The 22,679-nt window shown below is 64.5% G+C and carries 24 protein-coding genes, 1 tRNA gene and 5 pseudogenes; 19 read left to right on the top strand and 11 right to left on the bottom strand.

What is annotated here, in order from left to right; all coding sequences use genetic code 11:
- Window positions 1-371: 371 nt before the first annotated feature.
- The 3 genes and pseudogenes from U5640_RS21540 to U5640_RS21530 all read left to right on the top strand — a co-directional run.
- Window positions 372-727, top strand: a pseudogene (locus U5640_RS21540) (site-specific integrase); the annotation flags it as partial.
- A 456-nt stretch (window positions 728-1,183) separates the two neighbouring features.
- A pseudogene (locus U5640_RS21535) lies at window positions 1,184-1,570 on the top strand (type II toxin-antitoxin system RelE/ParE family toxin).
- Window positions 1,567-1,905, top strand: a complete 339-nt coding sequence (locus U5640_RS21530; RefSeq protein WP_133912160.1) for an XRE family transcriptional regulator — start codon at window positions 1,567-1,569, stop codon at window positions 1,903-1,905. The pseudogene U5640_RS21535 and the gene U5640_RS21530 overlap by 4 nt, the downstream one beginning before the upstream one ends.
- A 249-nt stretch (window positions 1,906-2,154) precedes the next feature.
- Here the strand turns inward: U5640_RS21530 and U5640_RS21525 are convergent, their stop codons facing one another.
- From U5640_RS21525 to U5640_RS21500, 6 genes are all read right to left on the bottom strand, one after another.
- On the bottom strand, window positions 2,155-2,445 hold the full coding sequence (locus U5640_RS21525) for a hypothetical protein (protein WP_340377397.1): 291 nt from the start codon (window positions 2,443-2,445) through the stop codon (window positions 2,155-2,157).
- 227 nt (window positions 2,446-2,672) lie between these two features.
- Window positions 2,673-2,963, bottom strand: coding sequence for a hypothetical protein (locus U5640_RS21520; protein WP_340377396.1), 291 nt, complete (start codon window positions 2,961-2,963; stop codon window positions 2,673-2,675).
- Between the two features lie 614 nt (window positions 2,964-3,577).
- Window positions 3,578-4,426, bottom strand: a complete 849-nt coding sequence (locus tag U5640_RS21515; RefSeq protein WP_340377395.1) for a hypothetical protein — start codon at window positions 4,424-4,426, stop codon at window positions 3,578-3,580.
- Between the two features lie 17 nt (window positions 4,427-4,443).
- Entirely contained in the window at window positions 4,444-5,796 is a 1,353-nt protein-coding gene (locus U5640_RS21510; RefSeq protein ID WP_340377394.1) for an AAA family ATPase, read from the bottom strand.
- Between the two features lie 531 nt (window positions 5,797-6,327).
- Complete coding sequence (locus U5640_RS21505) at window positions 6,328-6,795, bottom strand: hypothetical protein (protein WP_340377393.1); 468 nt, start codon at window positions 6,793-6,795, stop codon at window positions 6,328-6,330.
- Between the two features lie 140 nt (window positions 6,796-6,935).
- Entirely contained in the window at window positions 6,936-8,021 is a 1,086-nt protein-coding gene (locus tag U5640_RS21500) for a DUF1152 domain-containing protein (RefSeq protein WP_340377392.1), read from the bottom strand.
- A gap of 81 nt (window positions 8,022-8,102) precedes the next feature.
- Between U5640_RS21500 and U5640_RS21495 the strand changes: the two genes are divergently transcribed.
- From U5640_RS21495 to U5640_RS21485, 3 genes are all read left to right on the top strand, one after another.
- Window positions 8,103-8,843 (top strand): GntR family transcriptional regulator, encoded by a 741-nt coding sequence (locus U5640_RS21495; protein WP_340377391.1) that lies wholly within the window; start codon window positions 8,103-8,105, stop codon window positions 8,841-8,843.
- Window positions 8,844-9,122: 279 nt separating this feature from the next.
- On the top strand, window positions 9,123-9,560 hold the full coding sequence (locus U5640_RS21490) for an ATP-binding protein (protein WP_340385247.1): 438 nt from the start codon (window positions 9,123-9,125) through the stop codon (window positions 9,558-9,560).
- A gap of 92 nt (window positions 9,561-9,652) precedes the next feature.
- Window positions 9,653-10,381, top strand: coding sequence for a GntR family transcriptional regulator (locus tag U5640_RS21485; protein WP_340377390.1), 729 nt, complete (start codon window positions 9,653-9,655; stop codon window positions 10,379-10,381).
- On the opposite strand, the gene U5640_RS21480 is transcribed toward U5640_RS21485, so the two are convergent.
- On the bottom strand, window positions 10,366-10,803 hold the full coding sequence (locus tag U5640_RS21480) for a hypothetical protein (protein ID WP_340377389.1): 438 nt from the start codon (window positions 10,801-10,803) through the stop codon (window positions 10,366-10,368). The two genes, U5640_RS21485 and U5640_RS21480, sit on opposite strands and share 16 nt — an antisense overlap.
- 168 nt (window positions 10,804-10,971) lie before the next feature.
- Here U5640_RS21480 and U5640_RS21475 point away from each other — a divergent pair, with 168 nt between their 5' ends.
- The 3 genes and pseudogenes from U5640_RS21475 to U5640_RS21465 form a co-directional block, all read left to right on the top strand.
- Window positions 10,972-11,322: a hypothetical protein gene (locus U5640_RS21475; protein ID WP_340377388.1), complete on the top strand. Its 351-nt coding sequence runs from the start codon at window positions 10,972-10,974 to the stop codon at window positions 11,320-11,322.
- A gap of 5 nt (window positions 11,323-11,327) precedes the next feature.
- Window positions 11,328-12,200: pseudogene (locus tag U5640_RS21470) on the top strand (FtsK/SpoIIIE domain-containing protein); the annotation flags it as partial.
- A 2-nt stretch (window positions 12,201-12,202) separates the two neighbouring features.
- Window positions 12,203-12,700 (top strand): annotated as a pseudogene (locus U5640_RS21465) (site-specific integrase); the annotation flags it as partial.
- An 89-nt stretch (window positions 12,701-12,789) separates the two neighbouring features.
- Here the strand turns inward: U5640_RS21465 and U5640_RS21460 are convergent.
- Window positions 12,790-12,863, bottom strand: a tRNA-Gly gene (locus U5640_RS21460).
- Between the two features lie 274 nt (window positions 12,864-13,137).
- On the opposite strand from U5640_RS21460, the gene U5640_RS21455 reads away from it, so the two are divergent.
- The 5 genes and pseudogenes from U5640_RS21455 to U5640_RS21435 all read left to right on the top strand — a co-directional run bounded on the left by U5640_RS21455 (window position 13,138) and on the right by U5640_RS21435 (window position 15,781).
- Window positions 13,138-13,317, top strand: coding sequence for a hypothetical protein (locus U5640_RS21455; RefSeq protein WP_340377387.1), 180 nt, complete (start codon window positions 13,138-13,140; stop codon window positions 13,315-13,317).
- A gap of 72 nt (window positions 13,318-13,389) precedes the next feature.
- Window positions 13,390-13,965: a dCTP deaminase gene (gene dcd / locus U5640_RS21450; protein WP_340377386.1), complete on the top strand. Its 576-nt coding sequence runs from the start codon at window positions 13,390-13,392 to the stop codon at window positions 13,963-13,965.
- Window positions 13,962-14,189, top strand: a pseudogene (locus U5640_RS21445) (phosphoribosyltransferase family protein); the annotation flags it as partial. The gene dcd and the pseudogene U5640_RS21445, both read left to right, overlap by 4 nt.
- Window positions 14,190-14,451: 262 nt before the next feature.
- Complete coding sequence (locus U5640_RS21440; RefSeq protein ID WP_340377385.1) at window positions 14,452-15,366, top strand: aminoglycoside phosphotransferase family protein; 915 nt, start codon at window positions 14,452-14,454, stop codon at window positions 15,364-15,366.
- A 43-nt stretch (window positions 15,367-15,409) separates the two neighbouring features.
- Entirely contained in the window at window positions 15,410-15,781 is a 372-nt protein-coding gene (locus tag U5640_RS21435; protein WP_340377384.1) for a hypothetical protein, read from the top strand.
- Here U5640_RS21435 and U5640_RS21430 read toward each other — a convergent pair.
- Window positions 15,778-16,632: a S8 family serine peptidase gene (locus U5640_RS21430; RefSeq protein ID WP_340377383.1), complete on the bottom strand. Its 855-nt coding sequence runs from the start codon at window positions 16,630-16,632 to the stop codon at window positions 15,778-15,780. The genes U5640_RS21435 and U5640_RS21430 overlap by 4 nt on opposite strands.
- 81 nt (window positions 16,633-16,713) lie before the next feature.
- Window positions 16,714-18,084: a sporulation protein gene (locus U5640_RS21425; RefSeq protein ID WP_340377382.1), complete on the bottom strand. Its 1,371-nt coding sequence runs from the start codon at window positions 18,082-18,084 to the stop codon at window positions 16,714-16,716.
- Window positions 18,085-18,295: 211 nt separating this feature from the next.
- On the opposite strand from U5640_RS21425, the gene U5640_RS21420 reads away from it, so the two are divergent.
- Window positions 18,296-18,856, top strand: coding sequence for an ATP-binding protein (locus U5640_RS21420; protein WP_340377381.1), 561 nt, complete (start codon window positions 18,296-18,298; stop codon window positions 18,854-18,856).
- A gap of 319 nt (window positions 18,857-19,175) precedes the next feature.
- On the top strand, window positions 19,176-19,469 hold the full coding sequence (locus tag U5640_RS21415; RefSeq protein ID WP_340385245.1) for a hypothetical protein: 294 nt from the start codon (window positions 19,176-19,178) through the stop codon (window positions 19,467-19,469).
- 410 nt (window positions 19,470-19,879) lie between these two features.
- Here U5640_RS21415 and U5640_RS21410 read toward each other — a convergent pair whose 3' ends face one another.
- Entirely contained in the window at window positions 19,880-20,659 is a 780-nt protein-coding gene (locus tag U5640_RS21410; protein WP_340377380.1) for a GntR family transcriptional regulator, read from the bottom strand.
- Between the two features lie 166 nt (window positions 20,660-20,825).
- Here U5640_RS21410 and U5640_RS21405 point away from each other — a divergent pair, with 166 nt between their 5' ends.
- Genes U5640_RS21405 through U5640_RS21395 form a run of 3 tightly spaced genes read left to right on the top strand, consistent with a single transcriptional unit; the run spans window position 20,826 to window position 22,671 of the window.
- Window positions 20,826-21,176 carry a hypothetical protein gene (locus U5640_RS21405; RefSeq protein ID WP_340385243.1) on the top strand — a complete coding sequence of 117 codons (351 nt, stop codon included), beginning with the start codon at window positions 20,826-20,828 and terminating at the stop codon, window positions 21,174-21,176.
- A complete protein-coding gene (locus tag U5640_RS21400; protein WP_340377379.1) occupies window positions 21,176-22,477 on the top strand; it encodes an FtsK/SpoIIIE domain-containing protein in 1,302 nt (433 codons plus the stop codon). The genes U5640_RS21405 and U5640_RS21400 overlap by 1 nt, the downstream gene beginning before the upstream one ends.
- Window positions 22,474-22,671, top strand: coding sequence for a hypothetical protein (locus U5640_RS21395; protein WP_340377378.1), 198 nt, complete (start codon window positions 22,474-22,476; stop codon window positions 22,669-22,671). Before U5640_RS21400 ends, U5640_RS21395 begins: the two co-directional genes overlap by 4 nt.
- Window positions 22,672-22,679 lie beyond the last annotated feature (8 nt).

Here is a 22,679-nt window from a genome sequence, read left to right as displayed (position 1 = left end):
CCAGGGCCCGGCGGCGTCTGACCTGAAATCCCTGACGGTGAAGGTCTCCTACGACGCCGGCAAGACCTGGTCCCCCGCCCCGGTGACCACCACCCACGGCAAAAGGACCGTCACCCTGACCCACCCGGAAAACGCCCGCTCGGTCTCCCTCACATCCACCCTGACCGACACCACCGGCAACACCTACGCGGTGACGATCCTGAAGGCATACCTGCTGACCTGACGTGGTCCAGACGCCTAGCGAACCGGTGACAGCCCACTTGGGGGACAAGTGGTACAGGCAAGTCGGTGATAGGTCGGCGGAGTCACAGCGCGAGACAAGGTGGTGCCGGCCGGATGAATGGGCGACGCGTACAGAGCGACGCCAGGGCGAGGCCGGAACCAGGACTGTGATTCTTCCCGCGTTCCTCCGCCGGGAGCTCCGTCGGCACCCGGGGTCGTACGCCGAGTCGGGCCCTGACGGGTTGCTCTTCGTGGGGGAGAAGGGGGCGCCCTTCCGGCGAAGTACCTTCGGTCGGACCTGGCGGAGGGCGCGGGAGATCGTGGGCATGCCTGAGGGCTTCCGGTTCTACGACCTCCGCCACACCGGACTCACACCCTGTCCACCCGATCCGGCGCCACCCTCAAGGACACGACGGTCCGCGCCGGCCAGTCCTCCGAGAAGGTGGCGCTGATCTGTCAGCACTCCGACGCCGACCGACAGCAGGAAGTCGCCGCCGGTCTCGACACCACCGTAGGCAAGGCACGGCCAGGAAGCTGCGGCCGTGCCAGGCCAGCCCGACGCCAACGCCGACGATCACCCTTCTGGCACGAATCTGGCACGCGGCGAGTGATCGCAGCGGACAGCAAAACGGCCCAGGTCTTTGACCTGGGCCTTCATCATGGAGCGGGTGACGAGAATCGAACTCGCGCTCTCGGCTTGGGAAGCTGCGGGCATTTGGGGGCCGTTGCGGATCTGACCTGGGCGAACGGTAGAACTGGGGCCTCTTCGGGTTCGGCCGCTTTCCCCGTGATTCTCGCTGTTCCCCGCTCGATCTGGTGCGCCTGTTGCGCACGGGGCCTGTGTCTCGTCGATACCCGACCCTGACAACCCGGCGAACGCCGTCTCCAGCCTCGTGCCCGCCCACGTCGGCCGTCGGCTGGCTGTGAACGGCCACCCGGCCATGTTAACGCTTGCATTAACATGGCTCCCGTGGCTCAATGGGAAGTGGTTCTCGTCGGGGAGGTCGCGGCATGGTTCGAGGCACTGGCAGAAGAGGACTGGGACAGCGCTGAACAGGTTGAGGACGCCATCGACATGCTGGCGGCCACGGGCCCAACGCTTGGCCGTCCGCTGGTCGACCGGATCAAGGGTGCCGAAAACCATCACCTGTAGGAGCTGAGGCCCGGATCATCCCGAAGCAGCGAGATCCGGATCCTCTTCGCCTTCGATCCGGTGCGCCGGGCAGTGCTCCTGGTGGCCGGCGACAAGGCCGGAAACTGGCAGCGCTGGTACGACATCAACATCCCGATCGCCGAGCAGAGATACCAGGCACATCTGGCTGATCTTGAAAGCAGGGAATACGAATGAGCACTGTCGGCTGGGAGGAGACCAAGCGCAAGGCGCGCGAGCGGCGTGCGGCCGCTGGGCTGCCGGTGCGGTCGGATCAGGAAAAGCAGGCGGCTATGAACAGGCTGACCGCGGAAGTGCGCGCTCACAAGCTCGCGGAGGTCCGGCGTGAGCAGGCGCTGACTCAGCGCCAGGTGGCCGCATCGATGGGGGTCTCAGCACCTCGGGTCTCCGCGATCGAGCATGGTGAGCTGGATCGTGCGGAAGTCGCGACCCTGCGTGCCTACGTGGAAGCACTCGGCGGTCGCCTGCGCGTAGTCGCAGACTTTGGGGATGCGGAGTACACCGTCGCCTGAGACGCTTGCCGCCAGTCAGCCGCCAAAACTCTCGGCAGCCAACAAGGCCCGGGTCACTGACCCGGGCCTTGTCCATGGAGCGGGTGACGAGAATCGAACTCGCGCTCTCAGCTTGGGAAGCTCAGGGCGTCTGGGGCTTGCTTTGGGCCTGACCTGCGACGGAGGGACGTAGACGCCCGGTGGGCGGTCCGTGGGTTCCCCGCTGTTCCCCGTGGTTCCCCGCACGATCTGGCACGAGTCTGGCTCGAGTCATTCGTCGTCACACCTCTCCAGTACCAGGCCTACGGAGCCCTCTTCGAGCCCGTTGTTCTCCTCCAGGTGGAGATGAGCACCGTCCGGTGTGCCGTCCTGGGCCAGTGTGAGGAGGTGGTCGGCCAGGGTCTTCAGTCCGGCAGCGTTGGCTTCGATGACGACCTCTCCGCCCAGGTTGCGGACCTCGATGCGCGCGCCTTCCTCCCACGTGAAGACTCTGGTGATTTCATCGGTCGCCGTACTCACATGAGTGGTCATTGACGGAGCAGCGCTGGGTTCAGAGGCCATACCTCAAGCATCGCGTACTCCGGACCGGCTGCGACGGCGAGATTGTACGGCGAGACATGGGCCATGACTTCTTCGTCCCGAAGCAACTTGGGTGGGGGCTCTGCCTTGGGCTGATCTGCTCCTCACCTGCGTTGATGGTCCGTAGACGTCCGTGCTTGTTCGCGGTTGTTCGTCGGCGTTGTCACGCAGTTAGTCACTCACCTTGGAGTTGGCCGCTGAGCCCGCCTTCAGCGACCGAGCACGCCCAGCGCGCCGAGTATGAGGCAGACGGTACCGAAGAGAAAGAACCCACCTACGACGATCACGGCTGAGCCGAGCCTCCTGGCGCTGGCACTCTTGCCCTCTTGCGGCACCAGTGAGCCCAACGCCATCTGCCCGAAGTCGAGATACGCAGGTAGCCGTCTGGTCCGCCGTAGCATCCGTCCGACGATGATGAGCGCTATGCCAAAGATCAGCGTGAGCCGGCTCGTCTGGAGCTGGTAGGCCGGGTCGTGCCCGTCCGAAACAGCGGTGATCACTGAAGTCCCCCAAGATGTTCCGGACGGCACCGCTGCCCGGTGGAAAGAAACACCCCATCTTGCCGGACGGCTACCCCTGGGGGAAACCCGTTCGGTCGGGCTCCTCTGAGCCGGGGTTTCGCTGATGACGGCTGGGGGTGATCTGTCACTGTCGGTCGCTGTCGAGTGGTCTCGGGGAGCCTCGCACGGCCCAGGGACGGCCCAGGGTTGATCATCAAGGTTCAGCCGGTTGCCCGACAACGGACACACCTTCGATGCCGGCCGCCTGAACCTCAGCCGACGCCAGTCAGCCACGACGGCGGGCGCGCCGACCGACCACGCACGCGTGTGCCTCGCTGCACCCCCACCGCCCTCAGCCACGCTGCCATGCCGTCGACCAGAGCAAACCGCACCGGCCGAACCGTGGCGACGATGCCTGAGCCCTAACCTTGGGAAGCTAAGGCGATTTGGAGCTGACCACGCCTTGACCTGAGGGCAAATGGTGCCCTTGTGCGCTTGGCGGCCGTCCCGATGCCCGGTGCTGCCCGTCGGTTCTCCGGGACTTGAAATGCAGCTGGCACGCCCGGCATTGGTGCTGGTTGCCGCCCTGTTCCCAATGCCGGTCATTCTAGCGACTAAATGCGCCATATTCTCTTTTTTGTTCCATCTGTCCATTTTGAAGCATTGGCATATAGGGTCATTCTCTGCAATCCCATTGGGGTCAGCGACGAACGGGCGGAGCGCTCGATCAAATCCGCCCCCACCTTGGCTTTCCAGCGCTTCTTGATGAGGATGGAAAAAGCCTTGGCGAGATCATGTCCCGAACAATATCTAGGCCTGTCAACGATCATTGATTGCTCGTTGCTCAAAACCGTAAGTATGTGCTGCTTGGAGAAGGATCCTTTTTTCGTTCGAGATATCGCTAGATCCACGAGGGAATCAAGATTGACTGATAGATCGGTGTCTAGAACTTCCCCCAAGGGAAAATTCGTAAGATTCAGGCCGAGTCCGTTCTGCTCGGATACATAGCGGAGAAGACCTACAGGAAAGGCCATCTCTATACATGCCTCTCGCAACGATTCCCAGGTGCATCCGGCTGCATCTATGCGAAACCCGCTTCCGGCGCAAAAGCTGCTAGCTATTCCTATGTATACGCCATCTGCAAAGAAAATGCACGCGTCAAGGTCGTAGTCATCGGTGTGAACGATTCGGTCATCCTCTAGATCTCCTGGGAGCAGTCCTAGCCAATCCCTGTCCAGAATTGCAAATACCCCTGGAAAGTCATCCTCGATTACTCTGGTGAGGCACGCCTGTGCGTTGTCTTTGCCGTATGCCGGGATTGGAAGGCAATCGTCCAAGTTCACGAATCTGTCCAGCACGGCGACATCTGCCACGCCCTCAACGACGATAAAGTATCGCCTGTCGTTTGTTCGCAACATGATGAGTTCGGCGTAGAGATCGTCACCGTTGAGTTCCTGAAGCAATGCATCCCCCGATCTAGTCAGTCAGCCTCAGGAGCCAACGTGATCATGCGATCGATCCACTTGCCAGCAATCTGCGGTGAATGCGTGGCGACGATCGAGCGGAACTGAACAAGTGAGGAAATCCTCCGAAGATCCTCGATGAACCTTTTCTGCCAAGAGACATGCAGTGAGATCTCTGGCTCATCAATCAGAACCAGTGATCCAGCCTTGACGTTGAACAGGAGATCGTAGAGCAGCACCAGCTCGTGCTGCTCGCCGGATGAAAGCATCGAGAGCCCCAGGTCCTGCTCTTCATCACTAACAATCCTCAGACCCCTATTGCGGTCTACTTCAAGCCGCTTATAAAGGAATCTGCTGGTGACGATCTCCTGGAGAAGACTTACCCGATCAAGAATCGATCGGAAGGTAGAGAGTTTCTTGTCGCTGTCTTCCAGGTAGGTCCAAAGGACGTTCTTCTGCCATGGAGCCATTCCGTCTGGAATGACGATCCCGCCGGACTCTTCATTCAAAAGAGAAATGGCTGCCAAGCGCCTTCTCAGCTCGTTCTGCTCCGCATATCGCGCCCTGATTTGTTGCTCATCCGGGAACTCGGACTGCGCCTTAAGGAGCCTTCTGGGGTAAGTGCGATCTAGCTCCTGTGAAATTCGCGAATTCTCTGCCAAGGCGTCCGCGAGGCGACGACTTAGGTCTTTAGCGAATTCTTCCACCTTGATGGAGCTGACAGGGGCGCTCCTTACCGTGCTTGTCGAGCCCGCACGTTGAATCCCTAGTAGGCGCTGAGTTTCGATGAGGTGGACAGAATTGCTTGCGATGAAACTACGCAAGGCCTGAGGCATTCTTTTCTCTTGCGTCGTCCTGAAGTAAGACTGAGGCAATCGGTCTCCGTAGAGCTCCAGAAGGTCGCTGGTTGAGATAAGATCACCGCTAGAATCTTCCCAGAGGTCAGCACCTGTCTGCTCTACGCCAAATAGCCTGGCGAATTCGCGAAGCCTGACCGGGTTGACGTCCTCCGTGTCAAATTTTGCGTGCCATCTAACTGGGTCCGGATTCCCGGGCAGCTTCAAAGTGAAAATAAGTTGCCTGATCTTCTTCTCGAACGAATCACCCAGGGGGAGTGTCTCTTGGTGATTTCGAACCACCTGGAGAGTGGATCCATCGGAATAGGTCAGGTCGATTGACCCGAAGGGAATACGTGTAATCTTGTGTACGTGAAGTGGTGCCGCTAGTGCGCGAACTAGCTCCAGTACCTTTGTTTTCCCTACGCCATTGGGTCCATGTAGGATGATGAACTCGTCATCCTGCGGGAATTTGATTGTGTGGTCAAAGCGCCCTAGTAGATTTTTTATCTTGATCTCGATAAGGAGCCGCAACGTAATTTACCCCCGCCTTCGTGCACAGGTTCGAGAACTCTTCCGTTCGTCGCTGAGGAGTTGAGATTCTAGCCAATTTTCGGGCCTGTGAAGCTAGTTTGGCCTCATCTCGTGTGCATGCAGCAGGCTGGCGGAGCGGGTTTGGCCGGTAGCCTGCCCGGTCTGGGGCCGAGCCTGATCATGGGTCTCTACGCTTGTTGGTAACTCGGTCTGGCTTTGGGTCCGTCCGCAATGCACACGAGTGGCCCCTGATCTTGTTCGACGCGGGCCCCGGACCGGGGAAGTGGCTCAAGCCGCGGAGTCGACCTGCCCCAGCCGCGATGTATCTCTTCTCTCGATTGGGCGGCCGACCGCTGTGCGCGCGGCCTGGGCGTCGGCCGGGCTGGAGCGGGGCGGAGACAGGAGCGCAGGCCCGGCTGGGGGCCGGGCCGCGCGCGGGGAGCGGAGCGAGCCGCCTTGAAGCCGTAAAGAGGGTTGTTACTCGCGACTGAAGCTGTTTGTGATCACGGAGCAGGCGTGTTAGATCACCGCTCAAATCTCAGGTTCGTCCTGCCTAGCGGAAGCGGGTGCTCCGTTGCCGTCGCCCTCTGCTGGGACCTCGATGCCTCTGCGCGCTAGCTCCATCTGTGCCTGCGCTCTGATGTGGTCGTTATCGGCGAGTCGCTTCTGTACGTCGATCTCGCCGCGCGTCCGCACGAGCTTGATCCAAAGGTTGCCCACGACGCCCACTGCCGAGATCACAGCCGTCAACAGCGCAATGATCGCCATGATCGCGGGTGGCTGTCTGACGTACGCGTCTGGCCCGGCCGGATCCGGACTTGCTGCCAGCGTTGTTGTGGTGGTGAGCCATGCGAGCGAGAGCAACAGCGGCCCGAGTAGGGCGATCGTCTGCCCCTGGAAGCGCCTGCTTTGTCCGCGACCGCGAACGAAGAGTGCTGCGATCCACAGGGCAGGGATGACAGGCCCGAGCAACAGCCAGAGTGTGGACGGAAGGGACATGCTTCATGCTCGCGTACAACTCGGATACATGTCTGGCAAATCGGCGAGTTTGGCGAAGCGGTCCTTCCATGCCTCCCGTCGGCGAGGAATCCCCTTGTTCGTGAGGTAGCGAATCAACGGGGGCGGACGTGTGGCCTCACTCATACGATTCGCCACAGCGGCGCAGCGAAGCGCTCCGGACGGCTGCTGATGAGTAGTTGCCGCAGGTCGTCGCGTTGTGAACCGTTGAGGTTCAGCACCTCTGTGAGGTGGCGGAACGTCGTGTGAGTGACTCTGCGGCTTCGGGCCTCTGCTTCGAACTGGGTGAGCTGGGAGAGAACCGACTGGGCGTCGAGCTGTGCCAGTCGCTGTTCCTTCAGCCAGAGGGCCTTGTTGCGCTCGTATTCGATTTCCGAGAAGCCGCAGATCTCGCGGCTGAGGGCCTCCACCTGCTCCAGGGAGCGTGTCGACATGATTGCGCGGGCCAACTCGTTGCGGCTTAGGGCCTCGTCGAGGTCGACCTCGTGGACGGTCGGGCTCTCGTCGGTGAGGGGGATGGGAAGGCCGGCGTCCCGGACCTCGCACGTGCCGCGTACGCCTCGGGCGGCTGCCGCGAGCATGCCGGTTGCCTCGGAGGGGTGCCAGTCCAGGACCGTGCTGATCGGGCCTGTGTCGGTCGTCGTGAAGGTGTGGACGGTGGGGCCGAGCAGGGTTCGCAGGTCCTCGTGCGACAGCTCGCCGTCGAGGCCGGGGCCTGCGATCAACAGGCGGATGGGCGCGTTCACTTGGCCGCACGCTGCCAGCGTCAGGGAGTCCGCGAGCGGGCTCTTGAGCGTCGGTTCGTCGCCTCGGGCCAAAACGTCGCCGCCGACGTCCAGGAGATCGATTGATGTCGGCTCGAGGTGAGTGACCAGGTCTTCGAGCTGGCGGGTGACGCCCTCGGCGCCCTGCCTCGGGTCGATCAGCGCGAAGGCGTGCGGGAGTTCTGCCGCTAGGCGGGGGAGTGTTGAGCCTGCCGGTGCGATGGGGCGGGCCTCCGCCGGCACCCTCCATACAGTCGGGGTGAGCGGTTCGAGGCCGATGAAGTCGTCGGGGCCTCGGGGGCCCGGTACCGGGTCGATCAGCAAGCGGTCCCACGCGTACGTGAGGATCACCGCCTGGTCCTCGTCGCCGTACAGGGCGGCGTGAAGCATTGCGGCGGCGACTGCGTCGCCCCCTCCTCCTGCTGCGACGATCAACCGCGTCATGGGCCCAAGACTACGGGGTTGCCCATTGACCACTCACCCTATAGTGGCCAGAGGCTATAGCCACTTGGACGAGGAGAAGACATGCCTCAGATCGAGGAGACGCAGCCGAAGTATCTCCAGATCGCTCACTTCATCCGTGATCAGATCCTGCGAGGTGATCTGCGGCCGGGGGACGAGGTTCCATCGGAGCGGCAGTTGGCGGCTGACTGGAAGGTGTCCCGGCCTACGGCGGCGCGGTCGCTGGAGGCGCTGAGCAATCAGGGGCTCGTCGAGAAGCGGCAGGGGTCCGGGACGTATGTCCGGAGCCTTGAAGTGAACCGGCGGGCGCGGGAGTTGTACGGGCGGGCTCGGCAGACCGGGAAGATCTACACGCCTGGTGAGTATGCGGTCATTACGTCGGCCGGGTGGCTGGATGCGCCGGATCATGTCGCTGAGGCGTTGGGTCTGGTGAAGGACCGGCGGGCCGTGCATCGCCGGCGGGTGACCAACAACCAGGACGGGCCCATCACGCTGTCTACCTCGTGGTTCGCGCCGGAGATCGGGCAGCGGGCGCCAAAGCTCCTGGAGCCTGAGCGGATTCAGGAGGGCGCCCTGATGTACGTCGAGAACATGACGGGGCGGCAGGGGAGTTACGCGGAAGACCGTATGTGTGCTCGGCAGGCTACCGAGGAGGAAGCGGCTGACCTCCAGCTTGAGGCCGGGTCTGCTGTGCTGATCGTGCATCACGTCGTCTTCGACCTCCAGGACCGGCCGTTGGAGTTCGCCGAAGCCACCTACCCGCCGAACCGTTGGGCGTTCGAGCAGGGGTATCCGCTCACCTGATGGGTCCTCACTTCGGAGAAGCGCTTGCGCGCTGCGAGTGGCTAACGCCACTATCCAGTAAGTGGCTAAGGCCACTTGATCGGAAGGGGGCCCGGAGTGACGAGTCGGCGGCAGGACCAGAGAGCGCACTTACCTTGCCGGAGTTGTCGGGGGCGCGGCTGGAAGCGTGTCGGCTCCCGTACGGCTCTCGCGCTTGCTGCTGCCGCTGACCGCACCCGTGCCACATCGAAGCGGCGCTGCCTCGACTGCGACGGCAGCGGCAAGGAGTGAGCGCGCATGGTGGCTTACACGATCGACCGCTATCCCTCTGAGGACTCCCCGCGGCTCGGGGCCATGACCCTCCATCCGGCTCCGGAGTCGGTTCCCCGGGCGCGGCGCTGGTTCCGGAAGTTCATCGCACCGTACAACCCAGCCTGTTCGGTCGAGGACTGCGTGCTGATGATCTCGGAGCTGGTGACCAACGCCATCCGCTACGGGCGGGCTGACGAACCGTGGTTGGTGCGGGTGGAGTGGTTTCGGGATGACACCTCGCTCCGCATCGAGGTGCACAACCCCGGTTTTCCAGCGAATGTGCGGCTTCGGCGGCCTGACGCCAACGACGCGCACGGGCGGGGGCTGCTGCTGGTCGACTCGATCGCGGAGTCCTGGCATTCCGGGCCCAGTCGCTTCGGCGGAACCGTCGTCGCCTTTGTCGTCGCCGATGCCTGGCCGTCGTGAGGGCAATACCCTCCGTTGGTTCTGCGCCGGCGGATTCGTCGCTAGTCTGGTTGACCAGTTGACTTGGCCAATCTCTACAGGCGGCGGCGTTCATGGCGTATGAAGTGGAGGCACCGAAGTACGTACGCCTCGCGCAGACCATTCAGCAGCGCATCGAGGATGGCACGTATCCGCCCGGTACTCGTGTGCCCAGTGAGAATCAGCTAGTGCAGTCCTTCGGGATGTCCCGTCCGACCGTCGTACGGGCGCTGGAGCTGCTGAAGCGTGACGGCTGGCTGGAATCGCGGCAGGGCTTCGGCACGATCGTGCGTGGGCGTCCGGCTGTCGTCGAGCATAAGGATCGCCGGGGGAGCGAAGCGCTCGCGCGTGATGAGGCTCAGGGGTCGGGCCGCTTGGTCGAGGTAGGGCATGTTCCTGTTCCGGCGCGGGTCGCCTCCGTGCTTGGGCTGCCGAAACGGGCCGAGGTTCTCGTCCGTCGGTTCCTTGTCGTCGAGGACGGCGAACCTGTTGAGCTGGTGTCGTCGTACTTCCCGGCCGGCCTGGTCGACGGTACCGAGCTGGGGAGTGCCGAACCGTTGAGCGGCGGCACCCGTGCGCATCTGGAAGCGCGTAAGAAGGTTCGCTTCGATCATGTGACGGAGCGGGTCTCTGCTCGCCTGCCTGGGCCTGGTGAGGCCGAGCTGCTGGAGCTTCCCGACGGTGTGCCCGTGCTGAGTGTCCTGGTCGTGGCGGCTGATGCTGCTGGGCAGGCGTTGCAAGTGTCTGACGTGTTGCTTCCCGCTGATCGGCAAGAGCTGGAAGACACCTATCGCCTGAGCTGAACGCCCTCTGTGCGGGGCTGTCTCGTCGCCAGTCGGTAGATCACGTACGTGAGACTCAGGATGAAGTCGGCTGCTACCCAGAACCCGACGATGAAGCCCACTCCGATGGTGGTTCCGAGATCGCCGGCGTCCTCGCACAGCTTCAGACTGTCCCCGGTCAGTCCCTCGCATGATTCGGGGTTGTCATCGTTGCTTGCGATGCCTGTGATCACCCAGATCAAGAACAAGATCTGGACGGCCAGGAAGACCCACAGAAAGACGCGACGGCGCTTCTTCGGCTGGGGGCTCGGTTCGGCTTGGTGGTAGTCGGTCGGCGGGGGGCCTTGTGGTGGCGTCGGCCAGGTGTTCGGCGGTGGCGCGGCTTCGCGTGGCTTGCGAGGCTCCCATGACTGCGGCTCTTGAGCGCGGTCTCGTCTGCCCATGTCGCGCCCTCCTCCGTGCTGGTCGCTTCATGGTGCGCTTGGGGCGTCGGTCCTGCTCGGCGACGCCCCTCCAAGTCACTTGACAAGTCAACCTGGCATCCCTAACTTCGAACTTGCTAAGTCAACTTGTCAGGTGGCGGGTTGATCGACTCAGAAGGAGAAATCTCTGTGCGTGTGATCCGCGTTGACGCCTCGACCGCGACGATCCTGCTCACCGAAGCGCTGGCGCCGAAGGTGCGTGACCGGCAGACCGGCGAGATCGCGAAGGACGCCGTGAGCGGTGAGGCGCTGATGACCATCGGCGTCGTCTACATCGACGAAGGCGAGTCGTCGCTGATCCAGGTCACCATCCCCGAGAGCGGAGTGACGGACGGTCTGACCGTCGGTGCCCCGGTCTCGCTGCCGGGGCTCGTCGCCCGGCCCTGGCAGAGCGTGTTCAACGGGCGTGAGCGGCACGGCATCGCCTACCGCGCCACGGCCGTCATGCCCGGTGCCTTCCAAATGGCCCAGGCGGGCTGATCGACGTGACCGACCTGGTGACGTTGGCCGAGCTGGGCGGACCGCTCGCCGTGATAGGCGGCGCGGCCTACGCCCGGCACGCCCATCCGGCGGCGTACTGGTCCACGGTCGGGCTGCCGCTCTCGGTGGCCCGGCTGCTGGCCTCGTACTCCTCGACCATGGACGCCTGCGGGCTGACCGTCGAGCCGTCCCGGTGGCGGGTCCTGGCGGTCCGGGCGACTACCCGGCGGGAGGTGCGGCCGGTTCCCCCGCGTCGCGGAGTGATCCGACCCAACGCGACGGGCCTGCGAGTACAGCTGCGGCTTGCCCCCGGGCAGGAACCTGCGGACGTCGCTGCTTCGGCCGAACGGCTGCGGCACGCCTGGGGTGTTCACGCCGTGTACGTGCGGGACGTAAAGCCTGGCGTCGTCGAACTTCGGCTCGTCGGCTACGACGTCTTACGCAAGGTGCGCATGCCGCGTCGCGTCGACTGCGGGCTTCTGCGGGTGCCGGTGGCTCTGCGGGAGGACGCGACCGCGTTCGTCCGCGACTATCGCGCCGTACCCCATGAACTCGTCCTCGGCGCCACGCTGTCCGGCAAGTCCATGTACCTGCGGCATCTCGTCTCCGGCCTGGCGACTCAACCTGTCGCCCTCGTCGGAATCGACTGCAAGCGCGGCGTAGAGCTGGCGCCCTTCGTCTCCCGGCTCAGCGCCCTGGCGACCGACCCGGACGAAGCGGCCGAGCTGCTGCCGGTCCTGGTCAAGGAAATGGAGGATCGATACGACCTGATCAGGGCCCGGCAGGGCATCGCCCCCGGCACCGCGGACGAGGAGATCACCTCGGACATCTGGGGCCTGCCCGAGAGCGAACGGCCCGTGCCTGTCGTGCTGTTCGTGTGATCCGCGTCCGCGTCGCCGAACCGGAGCGGACCAACGGCAAGCGCGCTCCCGGCGAGACCAAGTCGGGCGCCGGTGTTCGGGCCGTCGTCCTCCCCGCCTTTCTCCACAAGGAGGTGAGGCAGCACCTCGCCTGGTTCGCCGAGAAGGGGCCCGACGGCCTGGTCTTCGTCGGCGAGAAGGGGGCTCCCTTCCGGCGCACCTCCTTCGGCCGGAAGTGGCGGCGTGCCCGCACCGCCGCGGGCCTCCCGGACGGCTTCCGCTTCTACGACCTTCGTCACACCGGACACACGCTCTCGACCCGTTCGGGCGCCACGCTCAAGGACACGATGGTCCGCGCCGCCCAGTCCTCCGAGCGAGCCGCACTGATCTATCAGCACTCCGACGAGGAGCGGCAGCGAGAAGTGGCCTCCGGGCTGGATGACCTTGTCCGCGCCGAACGGGAGAAGCACCACAAGGGCAACGCCACGCACCACAACGAGGAGCCCACGGGCACGTAACCGCGCCCTACGGTGCGGATGTGGTGCGCACACCGCTCACTGGTCTAGACAACAAAGAACCCCCAGGTCATCGACCGGGGGGTTTCTGCTGGAGCGGGTGACGAGAATCGAACTCGCGCTCTCAGCTTGGGAAGCTGATGTTCTACCATTAAACTACACCCGCGTAAGACGCCGGCCGAGCCGGTGTCCGATTGCCTCGTCACTGTACAACATTCCAGGCCCCCGGCGCTGAAGCCGAGGGGCCCGTGTGTGTTTCGGGGGGTGGGACTCGGCTGCGAGGGGCCGGAGTTGGGGCGTACGGTGGGGGTGCCGAAGAGGGGTCGGGCGGGGTCGGAGTGCCGCCTGGAGGCTCATCCCGTTCGTCCCGTAATGTGGCTTTCGTCGTCCGGCGAGCAGCAGTCGGACGCGGTTCTTTGGGGAAGGGACTTCAGGACTTGATGGAGCGCACCGTCGTCCGTTGTGCCGATGGGCACGTGTTCAGCACCGCTTCGTTCCCGATGCAGCAGGCCGAGCGGCTCGGCCCCGGGCGGCTCGTCCGGTGTCCCCGGTGCGCGCGGCTCCGCAGCGCCGTGCCCGTGATGCTCGACCGAGAGGCGGTAGGGGCCGTACAGCGGTAGCCGCGTCAGCGGGCAGACGCGCGGAGTCGTCCTGGTTACAAGGGCTCCGCGCGTCTTGCGTATCCTCAGGACGTGCTTCTCTCAGACAAGGACATCCGGGCCGAGATCGACGCCGGGCGGGTGCGGATCGATCCGTATGACGAATCCATGGTGCAGCCGTCGAGCATCGACGTGCGGCTGGACCGCCTCTTCCGGGTGTTCGAGAACCACCGGTACCCGCATATCGATCCCTCCGTCGAGCAGGCGGACCTGACCCGGCTGGTCGAGCCGGAGGGGGACGAACCGTTCATCCTCCACCCCGGTGAGTTCGTGCTCGCGTCGACGTACGAGGTCATCACCCTGCCCGACGACCTCGCCTCCCGGCTGGAGGGCAAGAGCTCCCTCGGGCGGCTGGGGCTCGTCACGCACTCCACCGCCGGTTTCATCGACCCCGGCTTCTCCGGGCATGTCACCCTCGAGCTGTCCAACCTCGCCACGCTCCCCATCAAGCTCTGGCCCGGCATGAAGATCGGCCAGCTCTGTATGTTCCGGCTCAGCTCGCCGGCGGAGCACCCGTACGGCAGTGAGCGGTACGGCTCCCGGTACCAGGGGCAGCGCGGGCCCACCGCCTCGCGTTCCTTCCTGAACTTCCACCGCACCCAGGTCTGAGCGCAAGAAGAGGTGAGCCGGACGTGAGCGACCCCGCGGCGCGCGAGAATCTCAGCTACGAGCAGTTCGGCCTCGCCGTCCGTGAGCTCGCGCAGGCCGTCGCCGACGACGGGTACGTGCCCGATGTCGTCCTCAGCATCGCCCGCGGGGGCGTCTTCGTCGCCGGAGGGCTCGCCTACGCCCTCGACTGCAAGAACCTCCACCTGGTGAACGTCGAGTACTTCGGGCTAGTCGCTTAGCACGTGATGCCTGCGCTTGGCAAACGTGCAGATGAGACATTCCGTCGGGCTGCTTGGATCTTGCTGTTCCTTGGTGTTGATTGTTGCTGATCATGGTTCATGTGCTGAGTAGGTGCTGAGCCCTCGGGGCCCTCTCGTCCTGGCCGGGGGTAGTGGGTACGGTCGTGCTTGTATCCGGTGTGCGTCGGGTTGGTCACCCGTGAGCGCGCGCCGGTTGATCGCGCGCGACTAGGGAGCTGGTACGGGCATGGCGGTTGACGCTGCTCGCACAGATGAGGGGTTCACGTCGGCTGGGGCCGCGCGGGTATTACGTTCCGCGTGCAGGACGGCGGGGCTCGATGACAGAGGCGCTCAGCTGATCCGCTTGGGGGAGAACGCGCTGTTCCGGCTGGCCTCGGCGCCGGTGGTCGTGCGCATCGCGCGAGGCAAGGAATGGCTGTCCACGGCGGGCAAAGAGGTGGCCGTGGCCCGGTGGCTGGCGGCGGAGGGGTTCTCAGCTGCTCGCATCGTTGAGGATGTGGAACAGCCGCTCTTGATCGACGGGCACCCGGTCACGTTCTGGCATCTGATCGTTGAGGGTGACCGCAAGGCTACGTACGGGGAGCTGGGCGGCATCCTGCGGGATCTGCACTCACTGACCGTCCCCGCTGGCCTGGCGCTCCCACCGTTCGATCCGTTTGGGAAGCAAGAACTGCGGATCGACAAGGCTGTGATCCCGGAGGATGACAGAGCCTTCCTGCGTAAGCGGTGGCGAGAACTCCGCGAGAGGTACGCAGAACTATGTTTCGCAACCTCCAAGGGGCCTGTACATGGTGACGCTCATGTTCAGAACCTCATGATTGACAATCAAGGGAGAGCGATCCTGATCGACTTCGAAGCGTTCTGTTTTGATCACCCGGAATGGGACCTGATGGTTACGGCCGTTGAGCACCACAGCCTTGCGTGGCAGACAGATGAGCAATACGCCGAGTTCGTGCGGGCGTACGGGCGAGATCTGTACGAGTGGCATGCGTATGACACGCTACGCGGGCTGCAAGAGTTTGGTATGACCACATGGCTCATGCAGAACGTGCAAGAGGGCGAGGGGGTTGCCGCTGAGTACCAAAGGCGTATCGCTGGCCTTCGCAATGAGGGTGCGCCTCGCGATTGGCGTCCGTGGTGACAAGGGTCTGTACTGTGCAGCACACCTGAGCCAGAATGGAGTGATGACGAGCGAAGAAGAGCCGCAAAGGCATGACCCTCCACCATCCGTGGTCTACACCGCGACTATTTGCCTCGGTCTACTGATGACCTTGATCGGCATGGTAGTGGCTTTGCTTGGGGCTGGTGGCGTCATGGAGTTTGAAGGCGAGGCAGTTGGAGTTCAAATTAAGACGAGCAGTGCAGGACTCGTCATCATGACAGTCGGAGCGGTCCTTGCCGGCACTGTCGCTGTAATGACGCCGCAGCACGTTGGAATCTTCGGATCCGAGAAGAGAAGCATACTGGAATTCCTAACAGCCAGAGGGGCGGGCCCTTATCTCGCGGGGGCCTTGGCTGGAGCAATTCTTCTGGCAGCTAGCCTGATTTTTGGCTAGCCTTGCGTATCGTCGAGTGGCCCCCAAGAGTAGTCTCCGGGGGCCTCAACATTTCCCTTTCCACTGTCCTTGAATCCGGTCTGAGCGACGGCGAATATTTTGTCACGACCTGGTCCACGCAATCCCGCCATGGCGGGGCAGCAGGTTTTGCGTGCCGTGTTGCCAGCGGCAGCGTGAATCGTCACCCCTACCTTGGCTGCCACCACCGCAGCAGTGCATACCTCGCAAGTTCCGCGACAAGAGAATGTCCCCCACTTGCGCCAATAAACTCCAACACTAATGTTGACAAAGACTGGACTTGAGTTTCTCTCGGCGAAATTGGTGACCCACTCCAGAGCCTCTTTCAGGCTTCCTGGCGTTGCGCGACCCGAGCCGTCGGCGACTTTTAGATTCAAGAGGCGGGGCTTTTTTGGCAGGCCGCTGGCCACAATGGATGCGACCATGGTGCCATGCCCGCTCCGATCGTCACAGTCAGACTCGCTGCTGAAGTTATGCTCACCCACGATCAGGCCATCCAGTAGTGGATGATCCCTCATCAAACCGGTGTCGATGATCGCGTAAAACTCGCCAGATTCCCCCTCTTGCTGCTTGCTCATCTCTTTCCATATGCCTGGCCACTTTGACTCGAATTCTTCCTCGATGTAGCCGGGATTTGATTTCATCTCAGCCAGCCTTACCGCTTCCTTCAGTGCGCGTTCATGAAATGCGAGCGAAAGTGCGCCGGCAGTTGGCCCCAGGTATTCTCCGCTCTCCTCGTCACGTACGTAACTCATCCATTTGCCGAATTTCGGGCGCGAGTCTCCCAGGATCTGCGCAACCGGCTTATCTAGGTGAGTATTCAGCCAGAGCATACCTACTCCCGCGTCGTCCTAATATTCGCTGACAGAGTTGAAGACTTCACAATCTAGGATGCAGACTATTCTGGCGCGCCGCTACTCGTCATCGAGTGCGGTGAGTGCTGTTGCTAATTTCATATTGAAAGTAGCAACAATCGGATTCTCTCTTTGATTGCGTATCGATGTCTGGAAATCGGCAATGTAGCGTTGGAAGCGGTAGGACTGGAGAGATGCTCCGCCGTCAATCGCCAGGCTCGCGGTGGTGACTGCGGCTTCCAACTCGCCGTTGAGTAGTTGACTCTGGGCCAGCACCATGCGGCAGAAACCCAGGGTTCGGGCGTACTTCGGGTCGGTGCTGTCCACGGCTCGCTGGGCCTGGTCGACGGCTTCGCGGCGCATCTTGAGGTCGCGGAAGCAGTGGCAGAGTTCGCCCATGAGTTCGGCTTCGTCGAAGTAGGCGAGCCATGCCGGGTCCTCGGCGGTGTCGGCGCGCTCGAAGTGTCGTGCGGCCTCGTTCATCGCTCGGGTGGCTGCGATGCGGTCGCCTGCGTTGGACAGAGCGCGGGCCTCCATCGCTGAGTAGTTCGCCATGGCGCGTGGGGTTGCTCGTCCTTTGGCGCCCTCGACGGCTGCGCGGGCAAGCTGGATGGCTTGTGCGTGGTTGCCCAGGTAGTTCGCCTGGTGGCTCAGGTTGCCGAGGATACGGGCCCCGAACATGCGGTCGTCGATGACCTGGGACAGGCGCAGCGTGGATGTGAGGTAGCGGTGGGCGAGTCGGTGGTTGCCGGTGTCGTACGCAGTCCACGCAAGTAACTGGGAGACCTCGGCTGCGGCGCCGAACAGGGCAGTTCCCACCTTCGCGCTGTAGCTCACGCTCAGCAGCGGCAGGACCTCGTAGCGGAAGTAGTGGCGTAACGCCCGGTGGCCGTGGCCTCCGCCGTACTTGAAGTCGAGTTGCATGAAGGTGGCGGCGGCGTCCCGGATGGCGCGGACGTCGCGCATACCGACGCGCTGTTGTGCCGGTCGGTTGGCCTCGATGCCGTCGGGGCGGGCGATCATCCATGACAGGACTGTGGAGCTGAGGTCTGCGTCCGCGATGATCAGCTGGTCCGTCGTAGGCGCGTCGGCGCGCTCCTGGGCGAGGCCGTCAAGAACATCAAGGGCTTCCGGGAGCGTGCTGGGGTAGCCGGTCGGCTCCGGTGCGTTGGCTCTGGTGTGGTCGAAGAAGCCGAGATCGCCGGGGGAGACTCGTCGTCCGAGCTTGGCCGAGAGAACGTCTGCCATGATCGCTGCCGTCTCGGGCTTGATGCCTGAGCCGTCGCGCCATCGCTGCACTGCGATGTGCGTTGTCCCGAGACTGCCGCCGCGCTGGGTGGCGGCGTCCTGCATGCGCTTGGCCAGTCCCTTGTTCGAGACCTGGGCTTCGGCCATGACTGCGATCAGTTGCGCGTTCGGCTCCCGGCTCATGCTCCCCTGCCAACCCGAGAATGACGGCGAGTGTTCATCCTGTCACAGGAGTTTCGCCTAAGGGGGTTCATTGGTGAACCCCCTCTGCCTTTGCCGGTGTTCATGTGAACCCCCTGGTGAACGCTGCCGGTCGCGCACGTCTGCCCGTGTACTGGCTTGCGTGATGCAAGCGGTGCCATGAGGGGTCGTACCGGGCCCGGAGAGGGACGTAATGGAGGCAAGAAGAGCCGAACGCCTTGCGCGCGAAGTGGATGCGTTCGATCACTGGTTCGCGGCGCCGGATCCGTCGAACGGCGGGCACTTCCTGACGGCCTCGCTGTTCGCTGAGTCAGCGAACACGGGCCGGGTCGCTCGTGACATGACAGCTGTGTTCCTGACGGACGCGGGCGCGGGTGAGTTCGTGGATGACGCTCGGCTGGTCGTGTCCGAACTCGTCGGCAACGTGGTGAACCATGCCGTGCCGGAACGCGGCCTCGCTCGTCCTGGTGGTGCCCGGCGAATCGACCTGACGTTCAAGGTCTGGCCCAAGTGGGTGTTCGTCGGTATCGCGGATGAGGATTCCTCGCCCCCGCTTCTGCCGCTGGGAGACGCCTTCTCGCCTGGTCTGGCGGGTGAGCTGTCGGAAGCGGTCTTGCCGGACAACGGCCGTGGACTGTTCATCGTCCAGCGCCTGGCCTCGTCGGTCTGGTGGCGTCCTGGCGATCAGGGCGGCAAGACCATCTGGTGCCGCTTCGACCGTGACGGCGGTGCCACCGAGCGAAAACCCTGCTGACTCCGGGCCGTCACCCCTGCAACTCCCACGCGATCGGGAGAGGACGACGGCCCGGCCCCGGCTGGAGGTGACCACTCCGGCCAAGAAGTGCGGCCCCTCGCCGGGGCTCTCCCAATCCCTCTGAGCGGGGGGCCGCACCTCACAACCCAATACCGAGACCGGGCCACCCCGTATGCCCTGGAAAGCGAAGGGTGGCCCGGTTGGGAACACGGCGGTTCCCGGTGCCTGATGGTACCGGGGCCGTCGTGCTGCGTTTCTGCCCCGGTCAAAGGAAGTTGACGATCCGTTACCTAGATCGGGGTCTGAAGTGAGCAAGGCAATCGGTACTGGCGAGAACGGGCCGGACGACACACCTGACGTGACAGAGGCGGACCACGGCCTTTGGGTACGTGGCGTGGACTACATGGCGGGCTGGCGCGTGGCGCGGACGGCTGCCGATCAGGTGAACCTTGCGCTGCTCGCGGCGGAGTTCGAGCCGTCGCAGTTACGTGCGGTGGCTTCGACGGACGACGTGGGGCGCGGGGTGGTGCGTCTGGTGGGCTCGCCTGGTGCGGCCGTGCGGCTCGCGGGGCTCCTGGCGGGGCTCGTCGACCGTGACGGCGGTGCGCTGTGAAAGGTATTTCCGCTGGTGGGTGGTGCACGTGGGCACGTCGCCGGCCGGAGGGATTTTGGGCGGGAGCTGCCATGGGGCGAGTGAACAGGGGGCCTTACGCTGCTCAGGCGAATCGGGCAGGTGGTGCACCTGCCCGGTGTTGTGCCCGATTGGCCCCCTGTTCTTCGAGGCTCGCCCCATGGTGGCTGCCTAAAATCCCTCCGGTCGGCGACCCCCGGCCCCGTGGACTCCGGCCCCCGGCGGCCGGTCCTCGCCTCGACTTCTCGGGCGTGCTGTCGTGTGGGGCGTCCGGCGCTCGGCCGGGACCGGCGGTCACGCCGCACGCCCGGCCGGGGCGGCCGGGCGTCTCGGCGCGCCGCAGGCGCGCCCTTGAGGAAGTGAAGGCTGTTTCGACCGATGCGGCTCGCCGCTCACGCGCTGGTGCGTCGTGCGGGCTGCTTGTCGGCGGTGAGCCGGTAGGTGAGTTCGGCACGGTCGGCACCGATGCGGAGTTCTTCAAGGATGAGCGGGCGGTCGTCGGTGTCGTGGGTGACGCGGGAGATGTGCAGGATCGGCGTCGCGTCGGGGAGCTGGAGCGTGGTGCGCTCGTCAGGCAGGGGCATCCGGGCACGTACGGTCTCGGACCAGGTGAGCTTGTGGCCGTCCTCGGTGAGCTGCCGGTAGAACGCGGCCGGGCGCTTGCACGGCTCCTCGGCCAGCATCGGAACGGCTTCCGCGACGGCGAACGGGATCAGCGTGCGGTGCATCGCGCGGGTGCCTGTGCTGGGGTCGAACAACAAGCGGTCGCAGCCGTACAGGGCTTCCTCCTCGCCGAGTTGGAGCAGTCGGCCGGTGGCCTTGGTGGTGTGCGTCCGGTAGGCGCTGGCCTCTTCGGTCCCCTGCCAGACGTCGCCGTTGGGCATGACGAACCGGCCGTCGGCGGTGCGGCTGATACTGCGCTGGATCGTGAGGGACGGTTGTCCGTCGGAGCGCACGAAACTGCCCTTTCCGTGCCGAACGTCGATCAAGCCTTCGGCGCGCAGGGCTGCGATGGCGTTGCGGACGGTCGGGCGGGAGACGGCGTAGCGGTTCATGAGCTGAGCTTCGGACGGCAGCAGGGAGTCGGGTTGGAACTCGCCCGACAGGATCGCTTCGCGGATGGCGGCGGCCACCTGCTGGTAGAGGGCTCCGGGGCGCTGGATCTCCGACATCTGGGCATCTCCGACGGGTCGGGGTCGTAGGCACGTCGCACATGCGGCGTCACTCGTCAGCATAAGTACTTGCACACTCGCCGTACAGCACTCCACACTCATCACTCGTAAGGACAAGTGACGTCAGAAGGAGTCTGGCGTCGTGACTGGCCAGGAGGCCAACGAAATGCAGTCCATTCCCGTGGACACGGCGCGGCTCGGTGTACTGCGGTGCGCCATCGCTCCGGAAGTGAAGATCAGCAACTCCGAGACACAGGAGGTGAAGAAGGACCGGGAGGGCAACCCCGTCTACACGGTCGCGGTGACCGTGCGGCAGGACCGGCGGCGAATCTCCGTCATCGAGATCGCCGTCAGCGGCGAGCCGACCGGCATCGAGGAAGGACAGATCGTCAAGGTCACCGGGCTGGTGGCGTTCATGTGGTCGATGGGCGACCGGCACGGCGTCAGCTTCCGCGCCGACGCGATCACGCCCGTGCACGGTGCCCCGGCGGCGGCGCGCAAGGGCGGTGAGGCGTGATGGAGCCGTACGTCATCGCCCTTGCCCTGGCAGTGCTCGCCTGGATGCTCGTCGCCGGTGACCTGGTGCGCCGGCACCGGCCCATCTGGCACTGGTACCTCGTCGGCTACCCGCTGACCGCCTGGCGGGTGGTGTCCACCTGGCGGCGTGTGGCCGTGCTCAACGACCTGGCGGTGTCCCGGCTGCCGGCGCGCACGCTCGTCGGTCACCTGCTAGTGAAGGGTGATCCCGTGCGGCCGGTGGCTCCGCGCTGCTCCTTCCCGCACGTCACCCCGATGGGGCTGTCGGTTCTGGTGCGGCTGCACGCGGGTCAGACCCCGGCGACGTATCTGAAGGCGGCGGACGCGTTCGTACACGCGTGGAAGGTCCACGCGGTGCGGGTCACCTCGCCCGAACGCGGCCTCGTGCTGCTCACCGCCATGGCGAGCGATCCGCTGGAGCGGCCGGGCTTAGCCACGGCACCGGCCGAACTGCTCTCCGCGCTCATCGGCGCGCTGGAGACGGGCGGGGCGTGGGTGATGAACCTGCGGCTGGTCCCGCACTGGCTGATCACCGGGGCCACCCGCTCGGGCAAGTCGACCCTGCTGGCCCGGCTCATCACCCAGCTCGCCACACAGCGCGTCGCCCTGGTCGGCATCGACTGCAAGGGCGGCATGGAACTCGGCCTGTTCACCGCACGGCTGACCGCGCTGGCCACCTGTCGCCGTGAGGCCGTGGCCGTGCTCTCCGCCCTGGTGGTCGACATGCAGGACCGGATGAGCGCGTGCCGGTCGGCCGGGGTCCGCTCGATCTGGGAGCTCCCGGACAAGCTGAGGCCCGTGCCGGTCGTGGTCCTAGTCGACGAGATCGCGGAGCTCTACCTGTCCGACGGCACCCGCGAGAGCAAGGCGGAAGCCGAACAGTGCTCCACGCTGCTTCTGCGCCTCGCCCAGCTCGGCGCCGCCCTCGGCATCCACCTGGTCGTGGCCGGCCAACGCGTCGGCTCCGACCTCGGCCCTGGTGTGACCGCACTGCGGGCCCAGCTCGGCGGCCGGATCTGCCACCGGGTCAACGACCCTGGCACGGCGGAAATGACCCTCGGCGACCTCAACAAGGATGCCGTGGCCGTCGCCCAGGCCATCACGGCAGAGGAACGCGGCGTGGCCGTGTGCACCGGTCCCGATGGCGGCTGGAGCCGTGCGCGCTCTCACCTCACCCCCACTGATGAGGCTGTGGCCACGGCCCGCAAGTACGGCGCGATGACCCCGGAACTGTCCCTCGTCACCCGCGCCCTGGCGGCGCTGGAAGGAGAGTCGAAGTGATCAGCGAAGGTACGGCGTTCACGTTCGCGGTGATCTTCGGGATCATCACCGTCCTCCTCGTCCGCTCCCGCGACGTCCGCGCCTGGGAAGCGGTCTGCGTCGGCCTCTTCGGTGTCTACCTCGGCCAGACCCCCGTCATCTTCACCATCCACGGCCTCGTGACCTGGTTCATCAGCGGCTTCTCCCACACCTGAGCAGAAAG

The sequence above is a fragment of the Streptomyces sp. SS7 genome, from assembly GCF_037993025.1.
In the GTDB taxonomy this organism is placed as follows: domain Bacteria; phylum Actinomycetota; class Actinomycetes; order Streptomycetales; family Streptomycetaceae; genus Streptomyces.
The sequence above is the reverse complement of the archived record's forward strand: the minus strand, read 5'-3'. Positions and strand labels throughout refer to the sequence as shown.

Excerpts from the sequence above, each read along its gene's own strand:
- U5640_RS21530 (WP_133912160.1), top strand. The coding sequence starts at position 1,567 with ATGAGCACTGTCGGCTGGGAGGAGACCAAGCGCAAGGCGCGCGAGCGG.
- U5640_RS21525 (WP_340377397.1), bottom strand. The coding sequence starts at position 2,445 with ATGGCCTCTGAACCCAGCGCTGCTCCGTCAATGACCACTCATGTGAGT.
- U5640_RS21505 (WP_340377393.1), bottom strand. The coding sequence starts at position 6,795 with ATGTCCCTTCCGTCCACACTCTGGCTGTTGCTCGGGCCTGTCATCCCT.
- U5640_RS21500 (WP_340377392.1), bottom strand. The coding sequence starts at position 8,021 with ATGACGCGGTTGATCGTCGCAGCAGGAGGAGGGGGCGACGCAGTCGCC.
- U5640_RS21495 (WP_340377391.1), top strand. The coding sequence starts at position 8,103 with ATGCCTCAGATCGAGGAGACGCAGCCGAAGTATCTCCAGATCGCTCAC.
- U5640_RS21485 (WP_340377390.1), top strand. The coding sequence starts at position 9,653 with ATGGCGTATGAAGTGGAGGCACCGAAGTACGTACGCCTCGCGCAGACC.
- U5640_RS21480 (WP_340377389.1), bottom strand. The coding sequence starts at position 10,803 with ATGGGCAGACGAGACCGCGCTCAAGAGCCGCAGTCATGGGAGCCTCGC.
- U5640_RS21455 (WP_340377387.1), top strand. The coding sequence starts at position 13,138 with ATGGAGCGCACCGTCGTCCGTTGTGCCGATGGGCACGTGTTCAGCACC.
- U5640_RS21440 (WP_340377385.1), top strand. The coding sequence starts at position 14,452 with ATGGCGGTTGACGCTGCTCGCACAGATGAGGGGTTCACGTCGGCTGGG.
- U5640_RS21435 (WP_340377384.1), top strand. The coding sequence starts at position 15,410 with ATGACGAGCGAAGAAGAGCCGCAAAGGCATGACCCTCCACCATCCGTG.
- U5640_RS21430 (WP_340377383.1), bottom strand. The coding sequence starts at position 16,632 with ATGCTCTGGCTGAATACTCACCTAGATAAGCCGGTTGCGCAGATCCTG.
- U5640_RS21425 (WP_340377382.1), bottom strand. The coding sequence starts at position 18,084 with ATGAGCCGGGAGCCGAACGCGCAACTGATCGCAGTCATGGCCGAAGCC.
- U5640_RS21420 (WP_340377381.1), top strand. The coding sequence starts at position 18,296 with ATGGAGGCAAGAAGAGCCGAACGCCTTGCGCGCGAAGTGGATGCGTTC.
- U5640_RS21410 (WP_340377380.1), bottom strand. The coding sequence starts at position 20,659 with ATGTCGGAGATCCAGCGCCCCGGAGCCCTCTACCAGCAGGTGGCCGCC.
- U5640_RS21405 (WP_340385243.1), top strand. The coding sequence starts at position 20,826 with ATGCAGTCCATTCCCGTGGACACGGCGCGGCTCGGTGTACTGCGGTGC.
- U5640_RS21400 (WP_340377379.1), top strand. The coding sequence starts at position 21,176 with ATGGAGCCGTACGTCATCGCCCTTGCCCTGGCAGTGCTCGCCTGGATG.